The following is a 16,764-nucleotide window of genomic DNA, read 5'->3' on the forward strand; positions in this document are numbered from 1 at the left end:
CACTCGGCGGACGGCGCGACGGACGGGACCACCGACGGCGGCGGGGCGGGAGGCGGCACGGTGCAGGAGGGGCCGGTGGTGCGCGGTACGCCGTACGGTGCCGCAGCGCATAACGTTCCGGTGCACAACTCCGGACGCGGTGCCGCGTTTTCCCGCTCGACCAGGCACCATGGACCGATGCGTGACGACGTCGCCGGTGCGACCGGCCAGGCGGACCCGGTGGAGGCCGAGCCCTCCGGTCCGGGCCACGATCCGTCGTACGCCGATCCCGGCGGTCCCGCCGAGGAGACCGGGCCAGGCCGCCCGCCGGTGCTCGGCACGGGCGGCTCGCCGCTGGTGGGCGAGCTGGTCGCGGCCGCGGTGCGCGGCGAGGGCCCGGCGATCGACGCGCTGCTCGCCTACGTCCACCCGCTGGCACTGCGGTACTGCCGCGCCAGGCTGGTCCGGCTGCCCGGCGGGGCCCGGCACCACGTGGACGACGTCGCGCAGGAGGTCTGCGTCGCGGTGCTCTGTGCGCTGCCCCGGTACAAGGACCAGGGGCGCCCGTTCGAGGCCTTCGTGTACGGGATCGCCGCGCACAAGATCGCCGATCTCCAGCGGGCCGCGATGCGCGGGCCCGGTTCGACCGTCGTGCCGCAGGACGACCTGCCCGAGGTGCCGGACGAGGCGCTCGGCCCGGAGGAGCAGGCGCTGCTGAGCAGCGACGCGGCCTGGGCGAAGGAGCTGCTCTCCAACCTGCCGGCCCGTCAGCGCGAGCTGGTGCTGCTGCGGGTGGCCGCCGGGCTCTCGGCGGAGGAGACCGGGGAGGTGCTCGGGATGTCGCCCGGTGCCGTCCGGGTCGCCCAGCACCGGGCGCTCAGCCGGCTGCGGGCGCTCGCGGAGGAGTCCTCCTGACCGGGTGGCCCGGGCCGTCCGGCCGTCCGGGTTCGGGCCGGTTCCTCCGGTTGCGGGGGGAATGAGCCCCAGGGTGGGGATGTTGTCAAGGGCACACGAGGACACATTCGCGGTGCCAGTACCATTGGGTATCGGCGCCTGGGCGGGTTGCCAAAGTTTGACGGGTGCGCGCGGGGTCCCCTTGGAGGATCCTCCCATTGCACCCGGCTTCGGCGGTCTGCGCGAGTGAGCGATGAATGCGCCCCCACCCTCAGGGCGTGAGCGGATAAGGCCGGCCACGGAAGGTACCCCCCAAATGTCTTACAACGCCGCAGGCGTACCCGAGAAGTTCGCCATGCTCGGGCTCACGTACGACGATGTGCTGCTGCTGCCCGGGGCCTCCGAGGTGCTGCCCAACCAGGTGGACACGTCCTCGCGGGTCTCCCGGAACGTGCGCGTCAACATCCCGCTGCTCTCCGCGGCGATGGACAAGGTCACCGAGTCGCGCATGGCCATCGCGATGGCGCGCCAGGGCGGCGTCGGCGTGCTGCACCGCAACCTGTCGGTCGAGGACCAGGCCAACCAGGTCGACCTGGTGAAGCGGTCCGAGTCCGGTATGGTCACCGACCCGATCACGGTCGGCCCCGAGACCACCCTGGCCGAGGCCGACGCGCTGTGCGCCAAGTTCCGCATCTCCGGCGTGCCGATCGCCGACGAGGCGGGCAAGCTGCTCGGCATCGTCACCAACCGTGACATGGCCTTCGAGTCGGACCGCAGCCGCCAGGTCCGCGAGATCATGACCCCGATGCCGCTGATCACCGGCAAGGTCGGCATCTCCGGTGTGGACGCGATGGCCCTGCTGCGCCGCCACAAGATCGAGAAGCTGCCGCTGGTCGACGACGAGGGCCGGATCAAGGGCCTGATCACCGTCAAGGACTTCGTCAAGGCCGAGCAGTACCCGAACGCCGCCAAGGACGCCGAGGGCCGTCTGCTGGTCGGTGCCGCCGTCGGTGCCAGCGCCGAGGCGTTCGACCGGGCCCAGGCCCTGGTCGAGGCCGGTGCGGACTTCCTCGTGGTGGACACCTCGCACGGCCACAGCCACAACGCGCTGGCCTGGATCGAGAAGATCAAGTCGGCCGTCAAGATCGACGTGGTCGGCGGCAACGTCGCCACCCGGGACGGCGCCCAGGCTCTGATCGACGCCGGCGTGGACGGCGTCAAGGTCGGCGTCGGCCCCGGCTCCATCTGCACCACCCGCGTGGTCGCCGGCATCGGCGTCCCGCAGATCACCGCCATCTACGAGGCCGCGGTGGCCTGCCAGGCGGCCGGCGTTCCGGTCATCGGCGACGGCGGCCTGCAGTACTCGGGCGACATCGGCAAGGCGCTGGCCGCCGGTGCCGACACCGTGATGCTCGGCTCGCTGCTGGCCGGCTGCGAGGAGTCCCCGGGCGAGCTGCTGTTCATCAACGGCAAGCAGTTCAAGTCCTACCGCGGCATGGGCTCGCTGGGCGCCATGCAGTCCCGCGGCCAGGGCCGCTCCTACTCCAAGGACCGCTACTTCCAGGCCGAGGTGGCCTCGGACGACAAGCTCGTCCCCGAGGGCATCGAGGGCCAGGTGCCCTACCGCGGCCCGCTGTCGGCCGTGCTGCACCAGCTGGTCGGCGGCCTGCGCCAGACCATGGGCTACGTCGGCGCCGCCACCGTCGCCGAGATGGAGAGCAAGGGCCGGTTCGTCCGGATCACCTCGGCGGGCCTCAAGGAGAGCCACCCGCACGACATCCAGATGACCGTCGAGGCGCCGAACTACTCGGCCCGCTGAACGGTGTGAACGACCGAGGGGCCCGCTGCCGCACTGCGGTGGCGGGCCCCTCGCGCTGTCGCGGCCGCCGGGCGTGGGGGCGTCCGGCCGTGGGGCGTCGGGGCGGGACCAGCGGTAGTACGGGATACTGGGGTGCGGCCGGGGTGACCCGGTGGGCATGAGCAACAAAGCAGAAGGGCTCGAAGTGACTGAGATCGAGATCGGGCGAGGCAAGCGCGGCCGACGGGCGTACGCCTTCGACGACATCGCCGTCGTCCCCAGCCGGCGTACGCGTGACCCGAAGGAGGTCTCGATCGCCTGGCAGATCGACGCCTATCGCTTCGAGCTGCCGTTCCTGGCCGCCCCGATGGACAGCGTGGTCTCGCCGCAGCAGGCCATCCGGATCGGCCGCCTCGGCGGTCTGGGCGTGCTGAACCTCGAGGGCCTGTGGACCCGCTACGAGGACCCGCAGCCGCTGCTGGACGAGATCGCCGCGATCACCGACGAGTCCACCGCGACCCGCCGGCTCCAGGAGATCTACGCCGCGCCGATCCGCGCCGAGCTGATCAAGCAGCGGATCCAGGAGGTCCGCGACTCCGGCGTCGTCACCGCCGCCGCGCTGTCGCCGCAGCGCACCGCCGAGTTCTCCAAGGCCGTGGTGGACGCCGGCGTCGACGTCTTCGTCATCCGCGGCACCACCGTCTCGGCCGAGCACGTCTCCAGCGCCGCCGAGCCGCTCAACCTCAAGCAGTTCATCTACGAGCTGGACGTGCCGGTGATCGTCGGCGGGTGCGCCACGTACACCGCGGCGCTGCACCTGATGCGGACCGGCGCCGCCGGTGTGCTGGTCGGGTTCGGCGGGGGCGCGGCCCACACCACCCGGAACGTGCTGGGCATCCAGGTGCCGATGGCCACCGCCGTGGCCGACGTGGCGGCGGCCCGTCGTGACTACATGGACGAGTCCGGTGGGCGCTACGTGCACGTGATCGCCGACGGTGGGGTCGGGTACAGCGGGGACATCCCGAAGGCCGTCGCCTGCGGGGCGGACGCGGTGATGATCGGTGCGGCGCTGGCGCGGGCCACGGACGCTCCGGGCAAGGGCTTCCACTGGGGGATGGAGGCCGTCCACGAGGAGCTGCCGCGGGGCAAGCGGGTGGACCTCGGGACGGTCGGCAGCACCGAGGAGATCCTGACCGGGCCCTCGCACACTCCGGACGGGACCATGAACCTGTTCGGCGCGCTGCGGCGGGCGATGGCCACGACGGGGTACACGGAGCTCAAGGAGTTCCAGCGGGTCGAGGTGACGGTGAACCCGGCGCTGGACCACCGCTGACGTCGAGGTGTGGTGACGAGGGCCCCTGCCGGTGGTGGGGGCCCTCGGGCTTTTCGGGCGCGCGGGCTTTCGGCCCGCGCGCCCGTGGGCTTTCCCGGGTGTGGGGTGGTCAGCCGCGGGTGGCGGTGCGGCGGGTGAGGAGGTAGCCGCCGATGAGGGCGATGGCGTAGAAGGCGGCGTCGAGGGGGCGGAGGTCGTCGCGCCAGGTGGTGAGGGTGTCGTTCAGGAGGCCGTGGGGGGTGGGGGCCTCGGGGTGGACGCGGCGGAGATGTTCGATCAGTTGGCCGAGGAGGAGGGCGCCGGCGGCGAGGAGGGCGCCGAGTGGGGGGAGTAAGCGGCCCTGGCCGCCGAGGCGGCCGAGTGGGAGGGCGACCAGGCCGGCGGGGGCGATGGCCAGCCAGCCGAGGCTGTCGGCGGCGCGCAGGGGAGCGCTGCCGTAGGCGAGGCCGCCGAGGAGCATGGCGAGCAGGGCCAGGGCCACGGCCAGGGCGGTGCGGCGGCGGGGGACGGGGCGGGGGGCGGGTTCGGCGGGTTCGAATCCGGGGACGTGGGCGCCGGGCATGCCGGGGGCGATGTAGCCCTCGGGGGCGGCCGGGAGCGGGGCGACCGAGTAGTGCTGGGCGGTGCGCGGCCGGGTCGATGGGCCGTCAGTGCCCGGTGCGGGTGCGGTCATGGGCGTCGAATCCCCCCGGAAAGACGATGAGCTGCCGAACGGTAGCAGTGACCGGGGCAGATCTTGGCGAGTTTTCGATCACAGATCGGGCACGGAGCGCCGCACCCGTTCCGGTTCGTCCCGGCTTGTGGTGGGGGGTGGGTGGTCGAGGGCCCCCGGGACAGGGGATGATGGAGGCTTGGGCGTTCGGGACCCAGGTCGGGCCGACGCGCCGTCACCACGACCGCCGGCAGCACATGGGGGAACGTTCCGAATGACCCAGGCGCAGGGTTCCACCGGCCGCCTCCTGGCGGGCCGCTACCGCCTGAACGGCGTGCTCGGGCGCGGTGGCATGGGTACGGTCTGGCGCGCCGAGGACGAGATGCTGGGCCGGACCGTCGCGGTCAAGGAACTGCGGATGAACGCCAGCGTCGACGAGGAGGAGAAGCACCGGCTGATCACCCGGACGCTGCGCGAGGCGAAGGCGACCGCGCGGATCCGGCACAGCTCGGCGGTGACGGTCTTCGACGTGGTCGACGAGGACGACCGGCCGTGGATCGTCATGGAGCTGGTCGAGTCCCGCTCGCTGGCCGACGTGGTGCGGGAGGACGGGCCGCTGTCGCCCGGCCGGGCCGCGGAGATCGCGCTGGACGTGCTGGGTGTGCTGAGCGCGGCGCACGCGCTGGGCATCCTGCACCGGGACGTCAAGCCGTCCAACGTGCTGATCGGCGAGGACGGCCGGGTGGTGCTCACCGACTTCGGCATCGCCAGTGTGGAGGGCGACGCCTCGGTCACCTCGACCGGGATGCTGGTCGGCGCGCCCTCGTACATCTCGCCGGAGCGGGCCCGCGGGCAGAAGCCCGGGCCGCCGGCCGACCTGTGGTCGCTGGGCGGCACGCTGTACGCGATGGTCGAGGGACGGCCGCCGTACGACCGGGGTTCGGCGCTGGCCACGCTGACCGCGGTGATGACCGAGGATCTGGTCGCGCCGGTGAACGCAGGGCCGCTGCTGCCGGTGATCGAGGGGCTGCTGGCGAAGGACCCGGCCGAGCGGCTGGACGCCTCGCAGACCCGGTCGATGCTCAAGCGGGTGGTCGCGGAGTCGACCTCGCGGGCCGAGTCGACCACCGAGCACGCGGTGCCGTTGGAGAAGCCGGTCGAGGTTCCGGAGCCCGCGGAGAAGGAGAAGGAGAAGGAGCCGGAGCAGGCCGGGGACGGCCGCAAGCGCCCCGTGGGCGGGCTGCTGGGGACGGTCCGGGTCGGTAGCCGGGCACAGGACGGGGAACCCGCCGAGAAGCCGTCGGAGGACCCGGAGCCGGAGTCGATCCGTCCGGTGACCAGCGCGTGGACGATGGGTGCGACCCAGGCGGCCGGGGCCGATCCGCGCACCGGCCGGCGGCGGCTGGCCATCGCCACCGTGATCGTGGTGCTGCTGCTGATCGCGGGCGTGGTGGCGGTGATCCGGATGGTCGGCAACGGGGACGCCGGGTCGGGCGGCGGGGCCACGCGGAGCGCGGGGGCCACCGCGCCGGCGGTGGCCGGTACGGAGCCGGTGGCGAGCGAACCCGCGCCGGCACCCGCCCAGCCGACCCCGGCGCCGGCCCAGCCGACCGGTGACCCGGCCGCGGTGCCGGACGCGCCCGTGCAGTCCGCCGGTTCGCCGGCGGCTCCCGCGCAGCCCCCGGCGCCGGCCCAGCCCGCACCGGCGCAGCCCGCGCCGGCGGGGGTGCCGGCCGGGTACCACGAGTACAAGGACCCGAGCGGCTTCTCGGTCGTGCTGCCGGACGGACTGCAGCCCACCGGGTCGGACGCCAACCGGCGGATCTTCAAGAATGCGGCCGACGGCAGCCAGCTGCGGATCGAGTGGACCACGTCGCCGGGGGCTAGCGCGGTCGCGGACTGGCAGGAGTCGGAGCCGAACGTCCGCGGTCAGGTCAGCAACTACCAGCGGCTGAACCTGGCGGCGATCACCTACCGGCAGTGGACCAACGCGGCGGACTGGGAGTGGACCAACGGCACGCCGAAGACGCACTCGCTCAACCGCGGCTTCGTGACCGGCACCCCGGCCAAGTACGGGTACTCGATCTACTGGATCGTCCCGGACACCGAGTGGGCCGCGCAGGCCCCGGTCCGGGACGTCGTGTTCAACAGCTTCCAGCCGGCGCCCTAGGGCAGGTCGACGACGGGCCCTAGCCGATCAGGCGCTGCTTGGCGCGGGTGAACTCGTCCTCGGTGAGGGCGCCGGAGCCGCGCAGGGCGGCCAGCCGTTCCAGCTGGCCGATCAGCTGTTCGCCGGTGGTGTCCGCGGCCGGTGCGGTGGGGAGGGCCTTCGGGGTGTTGCGGGCGCTCCGGGCGGCGACCCGGAGCTGTTCGGCGAAGAAGTCGGCCTTGACCACGTCCTCGAAGCGGTGCGAGCCGGTGAGCGCCACCACCATGAGCACTTCGCCGTTGAGCTTGGTGCGGGTCACGGTGACGTCGGTGACGGCGGCGAGCGGAACCGGGACCGGCGGCTTCCCGTCCTTCAGGAAGAGCAGTCGATGGGTGGTCAGCACCAGCACTCCCTTGCGGAAGTGGTCGGGGTGGCGCCCGGCGGTCGAGGCGACCGGCTTCTCGCCGTCGATGACGTTCGCCTCGACGTCGCGGACCGCCTCGGCGCGGTTGGCCCTGCTGTTTCCGGACGCCTCGAAGGCGGTGTCGATCAGATCGGTCCAGTCCATGGGATCGAGCCTAAGGGAGCCGCTCAGTAGGCTGGTCGGCGAGCGAGAGGAACTGGCATGCGAGGCGGCCCCGGGTTGTTGCTGGCGGGGCGGTACCGGCTGACGGACCGTCCCGAACCGCTGCGCGCCCACGCGGTGGACGAGCGGACCGGTGAGTCGGTGCTGCTGAGTGCCCTGGAACTGCCGGGGGTGCTGACGGTGGGCCAGGATCCGGACGAGGCCGCCGCCGCGCGGGCGGACCGGCTGGTGCGGCGGGTGGCGGCGGTCGGTTCGGCCGCGCCGGTCGCGCACCCGCGGCTGCTGCGCGGGGTCGGCGCGTTCGTCGAGGACGACCTGCTGTGGACGGTGGAGGAGCGGCCGGCCGGGTGGACGGTGGCCGAGCTGCTCGCCGAAGGGCCGCTGCCGCCGTACCGGGCGGCCGAGTTGGCGGCGGACCTGGCCGGGGCCCTGCGGGCGCTGCACGCGGCCGGGCTGACCCACGGCGCCCTGACCGCGGAGTCGGTGCTGGTCTGCGAGGACGGCGCGGCGATGCTCGGCGGGCTGCTCGCCGGGGTGGCGGAGGAGGCGTTGGCCGAGGAGCTCGGCGGGCCGGGCGGGCGGCAGCGGTACGAGGTGCGGGCCACCCTGGTCGGCCCGGTGGCGGAGCGCTGGCCGTTGGACGGCGGCCCGGCGGGCGACTGCTGGGCGCTCGGGGTGCTGACGCAGCGACTGGTCACCGGCCGTGCGCCGTACCCGGAGCGGGACGTGCCGGAGTTGGTGACGGCCGTACGGGACGGGCGGCGGGAGCCCTCGGTGGTGTGCGGGCCGCTCGGGCCGCTGGTGGAGCGGCTGCTGCAGCCCGATCCGGTGCGGCGGCCGACGGCGGAGGCGGTGCGCGGGGAGCTGGCGGAGCTGTTGGCGGGGGCACCGGAGCCGGTCGACGAGGAGCGGGCGGCGGCGGTCGTGGCGCTGGACCAGGCGGCGCCGGCGGTGCCGCGGCAGCCGCGGGTGCGGGGCGGGAGGGCCGGGCGCTCCGGTGCGCGGGGGAGTGCCCGAAAGGGCGGTGACGGCGGGGACTTCGGGGCAGGAAACGGGGCGAAGCCGCCCCGGATACCCCCCTCCCTGTTGGGGCCGCTGCTGGTGGGCGGGGTGTTTGTGCTGCTCGCGCTGGGAATTGTCGCGGTGGTGCTGTTCGCGGGCTGACGATCCGCTCGGATTCCGGTCTTGCGGTCCAGGGGGTGGGCGTGATTACCGGGGGCGGCAAGGTGCGCCTAATGTGTGCGTGGGATTTGTTCGAACAGTGGTCTGCACCAGGCCCTCCGTCGCGGTGACGGCAGGCGGAATGTGTGGGGGAGCGGGCGCAGATGGGCGTGCAGGACCGGCCGGAGGCGGCCGAGGCGGAGCGGTTGCTGGCCGGGCGGTACGAGCTCGGCGAGCGGCTCGGCCGGGGCGGCATGGGCACCGTCTGGCGGGCCTGGGACCGGATGCTCGACCGGGAGGTCGCGGTCAAGGAGCTGACCGTCAACCACCTGCCCGAGGAGGACCTGCAGATCCTGCACACCCGGATGAAGCGCGAGGCCAGCGCGGCCGCGCGGATCAAGCACCCCGGCGTGATCACCGTGCACGACGTGCTGGAGCAGGACGGCCGGCCGTGGATCGTGATGGAGCTGGTCGACGGCCGTTCGCTGGCCGACGTGATCAGCCAGGACGGCACCCTGCAGCCGCGCGCCGCCGCCGAGGTCGGCAGCCAGGTGCTGGCGGCGCTGCACCGCGGCCACCAGCTGGGCGTGCTGCACCGGGACGTGAAGCCGGCCAACGTGCTGCTGGAGCGCGGCACCGGGCGGGTGGTGCTGCTGGACTTCGGCATCGCGAAGTACGAGGGCTCGACCGAGCTGACCCGGCCGGGCGACCTGGTCGGCTCGCCGGACTACCTGGCGCCCGAGCGGGCCCAGGGCGAGCGGCCCGGGCCTGCCTCGGACCTGTGGGGCCTCGGGGCGACGCTGTACGCGGCGGTCGAGGGCCAGTCGCCGTTCCGGCGGGACTCGCCGATCACCACGCTCGCCGCGGTGGTGGACGAGCCGCTGCCGGAGTCGCGGCGGGCCGGGCCGCTGGGCCCGGTGCTGGCCGCGCTGATGGCCAAGGACCCGGCGGAGCGGCCGACCGCGGACGAGGTGGCCCGGATGCTGGCCGAGGTTCAGGCCGGGCACACGATGGGCCTGAAGTCGGTGGCGTCGGTGCGCACGCCCACCCAGTCGGTGCCGGTGGTGGACCGCAGCGAGGGGCCGACGCCCGCCGCGGAGCCGGTCGAGGGCTCCGAGGAGCCGACCGAGCCGAAGGCTCCCGCCCCCGCCCCCGCCCCCGCCCCCGCCGAACCGGACACCACCGGGGGCGCGCAGGACGTGGCCCGGGCGCACACCGCGCCCGTCGCGCCGGTGCCGCACCCATACGCGCCCGCGCGCGGACCGGCCAAGCGCCGCAACCTGCTGAAGATCGTCGGCATAGCCGTGGGCGTCGGTCTGCTGGCCGCCGCGGGCACCTTCCTCGTCACCCGGCACGTGGTGGGCGGCGGCCCCGTCGAGGACCCGACGCCCACCGCGGTCGAGTCCACCGGGCCCGAGCCCACCAGCGACGCCTCCCCCGCGGTGGCGCCGCCCAACGGCTACCACTGGGTCGACGACCCGGCCGGCTTCCGCTTCCCGCTGCCGAACGGGACCCCGTCCTGGCAGCGGATCAGCTCCGGGGACAACCAGATCTACTACACCCCCGACGGCAAGGTGCACTACCTCCAGTTCGCCGTCACCGTCGGCCAGTCGGTCAAGCCGCTGGAGCACATGCGGCAGATGGAGGCCAGCCTCTCCAAGTCGCTCAAGGACTACAAGCAGCACCGGATGGCCGGCACGGCGGTGAAGGGCCAGGAGGCGGCGGTCTGGGAGTTCAGCTACGCGGCCAAGGAGGGCGGCCGCCGGCGCGCGATCGAGACCGAGTTCATCGGCCAGGACGGCACCAGCTACGCGATCTACTCGTCCAGCCCGGAGAAGGGCAGCGAGTGGAACGAGGCCGAGCAGCGCTTCTACGCGGTGCTCAACAGCTTCACCCCGATCCGCTGACCGGGCCGGGCGGTGCCCGCTTTCGCCCGACTGGGGCAGATTCTTGTTACCGACGGGTACCGGACCGGCCGCCGAGCGCCTAGGCTGCGCCGTATGTCGGACCTCACAGCAGATGCAGTGGCCACCGAACACCCCGGCGCCGGCAACCCGGCGGCCCCCGGCGGCGGCCGGACCGTCACCGCGGCCGTTCCGCGGTCCCTGGTCGCCAGGCTGGCCGCCGGCGTCACCGCCACCGGCGAACCCGACCTGGTGGAGACCGTCGCCCCGCTGACCGGCGAACGGCTGGCCAGCCTGCCGCGGTCGACCCCGGCCGACGTCGAGGTCGCCTTCCAGCTGGCCCGCCGCGCCCAGGCCGCCTGGGCCGCGCTGCCGGTGCGCCGCCGGGCCGCCGTCCTGCTGCGCTTCCACGACCTGCTGCTCCGGCGGCAGGACGAGGTGCTGGACCTCATCCAGGCGGAGACCGGCAAGGCCCGGCTGCACGCCTTCGAGGAGGTGCTGGCCGTCGCCATGGCCGCCCGGCACTACGGACGGGCCGCGCACGGCTACCTCAAGGACAAGCGGCGCGGCGGCGCGCTGCCGGTGCTCACCCACGCCGTCGAGGCCCGCCGCCCCAAGGGCGTGGTCGGCCACATCTCGCCGTGGAACTACCCGCTGGAGCTGTCCATCGGCGACGCCCTGCCCGCCTTCGCGGCCGGCAACGCGGTGGTCAACAAGCCCGACACCCAGACCGCGCTGACCGCGCTGTGGGCCCGGGAGCTGCTGGTCGAGGCCGGGCTGCCGGCCGACCTGTGGCAGATCGTGATCGGCGACGGACCGGTGATCGGCCCCGCCGTGGTGGAGCACGCCGACTACGTCTCGTTCACCGGCTCCACCCGCACCGGCCGCGACGTCGCCCAGCGCGCCGCCGCCCGGCTGGTCGGCGCCTCGCTCGAACTCGGCGGCAAGAACGCCATGCTGGTGCTCGCCGACGCCGACCTCGACGCGGCCGCCGCGGGCGCCGTCCGGGCCTGCTTCTCCTCCGCCGGACAGCTGTGCATCTCGATCGAGCGGCTGCTGGTGCACCGCTCGGTGGCCGACGAGTTCCTGGAGCGCTTCGCCGCCCGCACCCGGGCGCTGCGCCTGGGCGGCGGCCTCGCGTACGGCGCGGACATGGGCTCGCTGGTCTCCGCCCGTCAGCTGGAGACCACCACCCGGCACGTGGACGAGGCGGTCAAGGCGGGCGCCACCGTGGTGGCCGGCGGGCGCGCCCGGCCGGACCTCGGACCGTTCTTCTTCGAGCCGACCATCCTCGACGGCGTCACCCCGGACATGGCGGTCTGCGCCGAGGAGACCTTCGGGCCGGTCGTCTCCCTCTACCGTTTCGACACCGACGAGGAGGCGGTCGCCGCCGCCAACTCCACGCCGTACGGACTGAACTCCAGCGTCTGGACCGGGGACCTGCGGCGCGGCCGGACGGTCGCGGCCCGGCTGCGCACCGGCACGGTCAACGTCAACGAGGCCTACGCCGCCGCGTACGGCTCGGTCGGCTCGCCGATGGGCGGCATGGGCGACTCCGGGCTGGGCCGCCGGCACGGTGCCGAGGGCATCCTGCGCTTCACCGAGGCGCAGACCATCGCGACCCAGCGGCTGGTGCCGCTCGCGCCCTCGTTCGGCCTGGACGACAAGCAGTTCGCCGCCGTGATGACCGGCGGGCTGCGGGCGCTCAAGGCGCTGCGCTTCAAGTAGGACCCGACCGCGAACCGGGCCCCGCCGGACCGGTGGGGCCCGGTTCGCGGCACCCACAGGCAGGTTCACCCGGCGAAGGAGCGGTGGCAGATGGTGCAGTCCGGCGGTGCGGCGGAGTTCGACTACGACGTGGTGGTGGTCGGGTCCGGCTTCGGCGGTTCGGTCGCGGCCCTGCGGCTGACCGAGAAGGGCTACCGGGTCGCCGTCCTGGAGGCCGGGCGGCGCTTCGACCGGGACGAACTGCCCAAGAACTCCTGGGACCTGCCGAACTACCTGTGGGCGCCGCAGCTCGGGCTGTACGGCATCCAGCGCATCCACCTGCTGGCCAACGTACTGATCCTGGCCGGCGCCGGGGTCGGCGGCGGCTCGCTGAACTACGCCAACACGCTGTACGTGCCGCCGAAGGCCTTCTTCGAGGACCGGCAGTGGCGCCACATCACCGACTGGCAGCAGGAGTTGGCGCCGTTCTACGACCAGGCGCAGCGGATGCTCGGGGTCCGGCTCAACCCGACCCTCACCCCCTCGGACGTCCACCTCAAGGCGGCCGCCGAGCGGATGGGCGTCGGCGACACCTTCCACATGGCGCCGGTCGGGGTCTTCTTCGGCGACGGCGGGGACGCCGGGGGCAGTGCCAAGGCGGCGCCCGGCGGCGAGGTCGCCGACCCGTACTTCGGCGGCGCCGGCCCGGCCCGCAAGGCCTGTGTGGAGTGCGGCGAGTGCATGACCGGCTGCCGGCACGGCGCCAAGAACATGCTCACCGAGAACTACCTCCACCTGGCCGAGAAGGGCGGCGCGCAGATCCACCCGCTGACCACGGTGGCCCGGATCCGGGAGATCGGCGGGGCCGACGGGAGCCGCGGCTACGCGGTGGACGTGCGCCGTACCGACGCGCGCTCGAAGACCGACCGGGTGAAGGCGGGCGCGCGGACGATCACCGCGGCCCGGGTGGTCGTCGCGGCCGGCACCTACGGCACCCAGTCGCTGCTGCACCGGATGCGGGACAGCGGCCACCTGCCCCGGATCTCGGCGCGGCTGGGCGAGCTGACCCGCACCAACTCCGAGGCCCTGGTGGGTGCGCAGACCACCGACCGGCGCTACGGCACCAAGGCGGACTTCACCAAGGGCGTGGCGATCACCTCCTCGATCCACCCGGACTCCAACACCCACATCGAGCCGGTCCGCTACGGCAAGGGCTCCAACGCGATGGGCGCGCTGTCCATCGCCCAGGTCAAGGGCGGCGGAACGATTCCGCGCTGGCTGCGCTACCTGGCGAACTCGGCGCTCCACCCGTTGACCTTCGCCCGTTCGATGGACCAGCGCCGCTGGTCCGAGAGGACGATCATCGGCCTGGTGATGCAGTCGCTGGACAACTCGATCACCGTCTCGCTGAAGAAGGGCCCGCTCGGCAAGGCCCGGCTCACCTCCACCCAGGGCCACGGCGAACCCAACCCGACCTGGATCCCGGCGGCCGAGCGGGGCGCCCAGGCGCTGGCCGACGAGATCAACGGCTTCGCCGGCGGCACCGTCGGCGAGATCTTCGACATCCCGATGACGGCGCACTTCCTGGGTGGCTGCCCGATCGGCGACGCCCCCGAGACCGGCGTGGTGGACCCGTACCACCGGCTGTACGGCTACCCCGGGATCAGCGTGGTGGACGGTTCGGCCGTCTCCGCCAACCTGGGCGTCAACCCCTCGCTCACCATCACCGCGCAGGCCGAGCGCGCCCTGTCGATGTGGCCGAACAAGGGCGAGGCGGACCCGCGCCCGGCCCAGGGCGAGGAGTACCGGCGGGTCGCGGCGGTCGCGCCGGTGCGGCCGGCCGTGCCGGAGGGCGCGTTCGGCGCGCTGCGGCTGCCGCTGCTGCCCGTCCCGGAGGTCCCGAAGAAGCGCGACTGAACCCGTCCGGCGGGCCAATCCGCCTGCCCCGGTTCCCGGTTGACATCCGTTCGGGTCCGATGGGATAAACGGGCTCCCTGGGGCCGCCAGGGACTCGTCGATCGGGGGGAGCGCGGGCCATGGCCAACTGCGCATCGTGCGGCGCGACTTCGCAGGAGGGGGCGGTCGTCTGCGGTTCGTGCGGGCGGCCGTCGGCGCCGCCGCCCCCGCCCCCGCCGGCGGACGCCCCGCCCGCCGCACCGCCCGTCCCGCCCTCGTACGGTCCGCCGCCCGGTGCCCCCGGGTACCCGCCGCCCCCGCCGCCGCCCGTCGCCGGGCCGCCCGCGGTGGGCAGCTGGGGCGGCGGGAACCCGTACGAGCCGCAGCGCGGGCCCTCGCCGGTGATGCGCTGGCTCACCGGATCGGACTGGCGCCCGGCGCTCCGGGCCGCGATCGCCCCGACCGGCGTGCTGCTCGTGGCGGCGCTGATCACGGCTGTCCCGAGCGGCTACGACTACGACGCGTTCATCGCCTCGCCCGGCTACGGCGACCGGTTCGGCGCGGCGCTGGCGATGACGCTGAACGCCTTCGGCGCGCCGTTCCGGCTGACCGGGCACCCCGCGTCCAGCCGCGACACCCTGGACGACCTGGAGCTCGCGTTCCGGGTGCTGCCGATGACCGTCACCGTGCTCTGGGCGCTGGCGCTCTGGCTCGGCCTGCGGGCCGGGGCCCGCGGGCGCAAGGCGGTCGGCGCCCGGCTGACCCGCGGCCAGGCCGGTGGCGAGGCGCTGCGCACCGCCGTGGTGCTGGCCGGGGTGACGCTGCTGATCGGGCTGGTCGGAGGGACGACCTGGCAGCCGGCGGACCGGTTCGACGACGAGTCCGGCTACCCCCTGCGGAGCACCGGCATGAGCTTCGGCGCGGACTCGGGCTGGGTGGAGGCGGTCGGGTGGACGGCCCTGCTGGCCGCCGCACTGGCCTTCGCCGTCCACGGCACCGACGCCCTGCGCTGGGCGGCCTGGCGCAACCGGTCGGTGCGCGGCTGGGCGGTGGCCGCGCTCACGGCGGGCCAGGCGCTGGCGCTGGCGGTCGGGCTGGCCGCGCTGGTGGCCTTCGTGCTGGTCGCGGCGAACAGCAAGGAGGGCGTGGAGACGGCGGTCTCGCTCGCGTTCCTGCCCAACCTGGGCCTCCTCCTGCTCGGTTTCGGCTCGGGGTCGACCTGGCGGGTGCACTCCGGGCTGTCCGGCCAGGGCGAGAGCTGGGGCGACCGCAGCAGCGACGCGGAGATCTCCTTCTTCGACCTGCACGACGCGGCCGCCGACTGGCGCTGGTGCGGCCTGCTGGCGCTCGCCGCGGCGGGCCTGCTCGGCTGGTCCGCGTACCGGCGCCGACTGGACGCGGCCGACCGGCTCCGGCTGGCGGCCGTGTACGGGGTGGCGCTCACCGTGCTGATGACGGTGGCCGGTGCGCAGATGACCAGGACGATGTCGATGCGGGGCTGGACCTCCTCGGCCCGCGTGGACATGTCCCAGGAGACCGCGGTCGGCCTGGTGTTCCTCAGCGTGCTGCTGGCCAACCTGGTCTGGTCGGTGGTCGGCGCGGTGCTGGTGCCGCCGCTGCTGGCGGCCGTCCGCGGCCGGGGTGTGGGCGCGCCGCAGACCGCGGTGCCGTACGCCGAGTCGCCGTTCGCCTCCGCCCAGGGCGTTGGAGCCCAGGGCGCCGGCGTGCAGGGTGCCGGAGCCCGGGCCGGCGGGCCGTACGCGGAGGTGCCGCCGCAGGTGCCGTACGCGACACCGGGGGCGCCGGTGATGCCGGGCCACGGCGTGCCGCCGCAGTCCGGTGGGCCGAGCGAGGTGCTGGACTCGCACCCGGCGCCGCCCGCTCCGGCCGGCGGGACGTCGGCGCCCGGCGCGGTGCCGCCGCCCCCGGGCCAGGAGCCGGTCGACCCGAGCGTCTGGCGCGAGCACCCCTGACTTCGGGCACCCCTGACTCCGGGTGCCCCTGACTCCGGGCGCCCCCGAAAAGGGCAAAGGGCCCCGCGGGGGAACGGGGCCCTTTGTCGTTCAGCACTCGGCGTCAGGGCCGCGCCGGTGCTGCGGTGACGGCGCCGGGGGAGGAGCGCCGTCGTGTCGGTTGGCTTCGGGGTGCGCCGTGCGGCTCCGGCGTGGGTGGCCGGTCGCGCGGGGCGCGGACGTCCGTGGGCGGCGGCTCGGTGCGCAGGTCTGCGCCGGGCCCGTGCTCACGGAGTGTGAACGGTAAACCGTTGCCGCCTCCCTGCGGCGCGGCTGCGGAGAACGCCGTCGCGGGCCTCCTCGGCGAGCCGTGAGGCGCCGGGAGAACCGCTTACAACGAGCATCGTGCTGGACGAGGGGCTCGCTCTGCAACCGGTTCGGCACAGTTCGGCACAGAGCATTTCCCGTCGAGCCCGCCGCTGATGATCACGGTGAGTAGCGGTTCGGGTGGTTGTGGCGCACGGGGACGCGCGTAGCGGCGCTGGGTGGGAGGGGGAGTGCGCCCGGGCGCGCACCGGATCGGACCGGGGGTGTGACGGCCGGTCCCGGGCGTCCCCGGACCCCGGCCGTCCCACCTCTCGGCCCAGTCGCGGCCGGGTTCGCTGTCCCCTGCTGGCCGGCCGCGGCACCCGCGCACGGTCCCACGGAGCCGTGCGCCCGGCGGGCCGGGCGGCGGCACCACGTGCGCCGGTG

General features: G+C 74.4%; 11 protein-coding genes. 9 read left to right on the plus strand and 2 right to left on the minus strand.

Translation table 11 applies throughout. The annotated features are described in order from the left end of the window. The first annotated feature begins 177 nt into the window (after positions 1-177). From ACGF0D_RS08670 to ACGF0D_RS08680, 3 genes are all read left to right on the plus strand, one after another. Positions 178-894, plus strand: coding sequence for a sigma-70 family RNA polymerase sigma factor (locus ACGF0D_RS08670; protein ID WP_392867262.1), 717 nt, complete (start codon positions 178-180; stop codon positions 892-894). Positions 895-1,189: 295 nt separating this feature from the next. Then, positions 1,190-2,692, plus strand: coding sequence for an IMP dehydrogenase (gene guaB / locus ACGF0D_RS08675; protein WP_392914389.1), 1,503 nt, complete (start codon positions 1,190-1,192; stop codon positions 2,690-2,692). Between the two features lie 184 nt (positions 2,693-2,876). Further along, positions 2,877-4,004: a GuaB3 family IMP dehydrogenase-related protein gene (locus tag ACGF0D_RS08680; protein WP_392867258.1), complete on the plus strand. Its 1,128-nt coding sequence runs from the start codon at positions 2,877-2,879 to the stop codon at positions 4,002-4,004. Between the two features lie 109 nt (positions 4,005-4,113). On the opposite strand, the gene ACGF0D_RS08685 is transcribed toward ACGF0D_RS08680, so the two are convergent. Then, positions 4,114-4,677, minus strand: a complete 564-nt coding sequence (locus ACGF0D_RS08685) for a hypothetical protein (RefSeq protein WP_392867256.1) — start codon at positions 4,675-4,677, stop codon at positions 4,114-4,116. Positions 4,678-4,930: 253 nt separating this feature from the next. Here ACGF0D_RS08685 and ACGF0D_RS08690 point away from each other — a divergent pair, with 253 nt between their 5' ends. Next, a complete protein-coding gene (locus tag ACGF0D_RS08690) occupies positions 4,931-6,826 on the plus strand; it encodes a serine/threonine-protein kinase (protein ID WP_392914390.1) in 1,896 nt (631 codons plus the stop codon). Positions 6,827-6,845: 19 nt separating this feature from the next. Here the strand turns inward: ACGF0D_RS08690 and ACGF0D_RS08695 are convergent, their stop codons facing one another. Then, complete coding sequence (locus ACGF0D_RS08695) at positions 6,846-7,373, minus strand: SHOCT domain-containing protein (protein ID WP_392914391.1); 528 nt, start codon at positions 7,371-7,373, stop codon at positions 6,846-6,848. 57 nt (positions 7,374-7,430) lie between these two features. Between ACGF0D_RS08695 and ACGF0D_RS08700 the strand changes: the two genes are divergently transcribed. The 5 genes from ACGF0D_RS08700 to ACGF0D_RS08720 all read left to right on the plus strand — a co-directional run bounded on the left by ACGF0D_RS08700 (position 7,431) and on the right by ACGF0D_RS08720 (position 16,032). Next, positions 7,431-8,555: a protein kinase gene (locus ACGF0D_RS08700; RefSeq protein ID WP_392914392.1), complete on the plus strand. Its 1,125-nt coding sequence runs from the start codon at positions 7,431-7,433 to the stop codon at positions 8,553-8,555. Between the two features lie 161 nt (positions 8,556-8,716). Beyond that, positions 8,717-10,459 carry a serine/threonine-protein kinase gene (locus ACGF0D_RS08705; RefSeq protein ID WP_392914393.1) on the plus strand — a complete coding sequence of 581 codons (1,743 nt, stop codon included), beginning with the start codon at positions 8,717-8,719 and terminating at the stop codon, positions 10,457-10,459. 93 nt (positions 10,460-10,552) lie between these two features. Continuing rightward, the gene (locus tag ACGF0D_RS08710) at positions 10,553-12,184 is read left to right on the plus strand and encodes a succinic semialdehyde dehydrogenase (protein ID WP_392914394.1); all 1,632 of its coding nucleotides are present in this window, start codon (positions 10,553-10,555) and stop codon (positions 12,182-12,184) included. A gap of 90 nt (positions 12,185-12,274) precedes the next feature. Then, positions 12,275-14,080 (plus strand): GMC oxidoreductase, encoded by a 1,806-nt coding sequence (locus ACGF0D_RS08715; protein ID WP_392914395.1) that lies wholly within the window; start codon positions 12,275-12,277, stop codon positions 14,078-14,080. A 119-nt stretch (positions 14,081-14,199) separates the two neighbouring features. After that, a complete protein-coding gene (locus ACGF0D_RS08720; RefSeq protein ID WP_392914396.1) occupies positions 14,200-16,032 on the plus strand; it encodes a hypothetical protein in 1,833 nt (610 codons plus the stop codon). Positions 16,033-16,764: the final 732 nt, after the last annotated feature.

It is taken from the genome of Kitasatospora sp. NPDC048298, from assembly GCF_043201465.1.
Lineage (GTDB): Bacteria > Actinomycetota > Actinomycetes > Streptomycetales > Streptomycetaceae > Kitasatospora.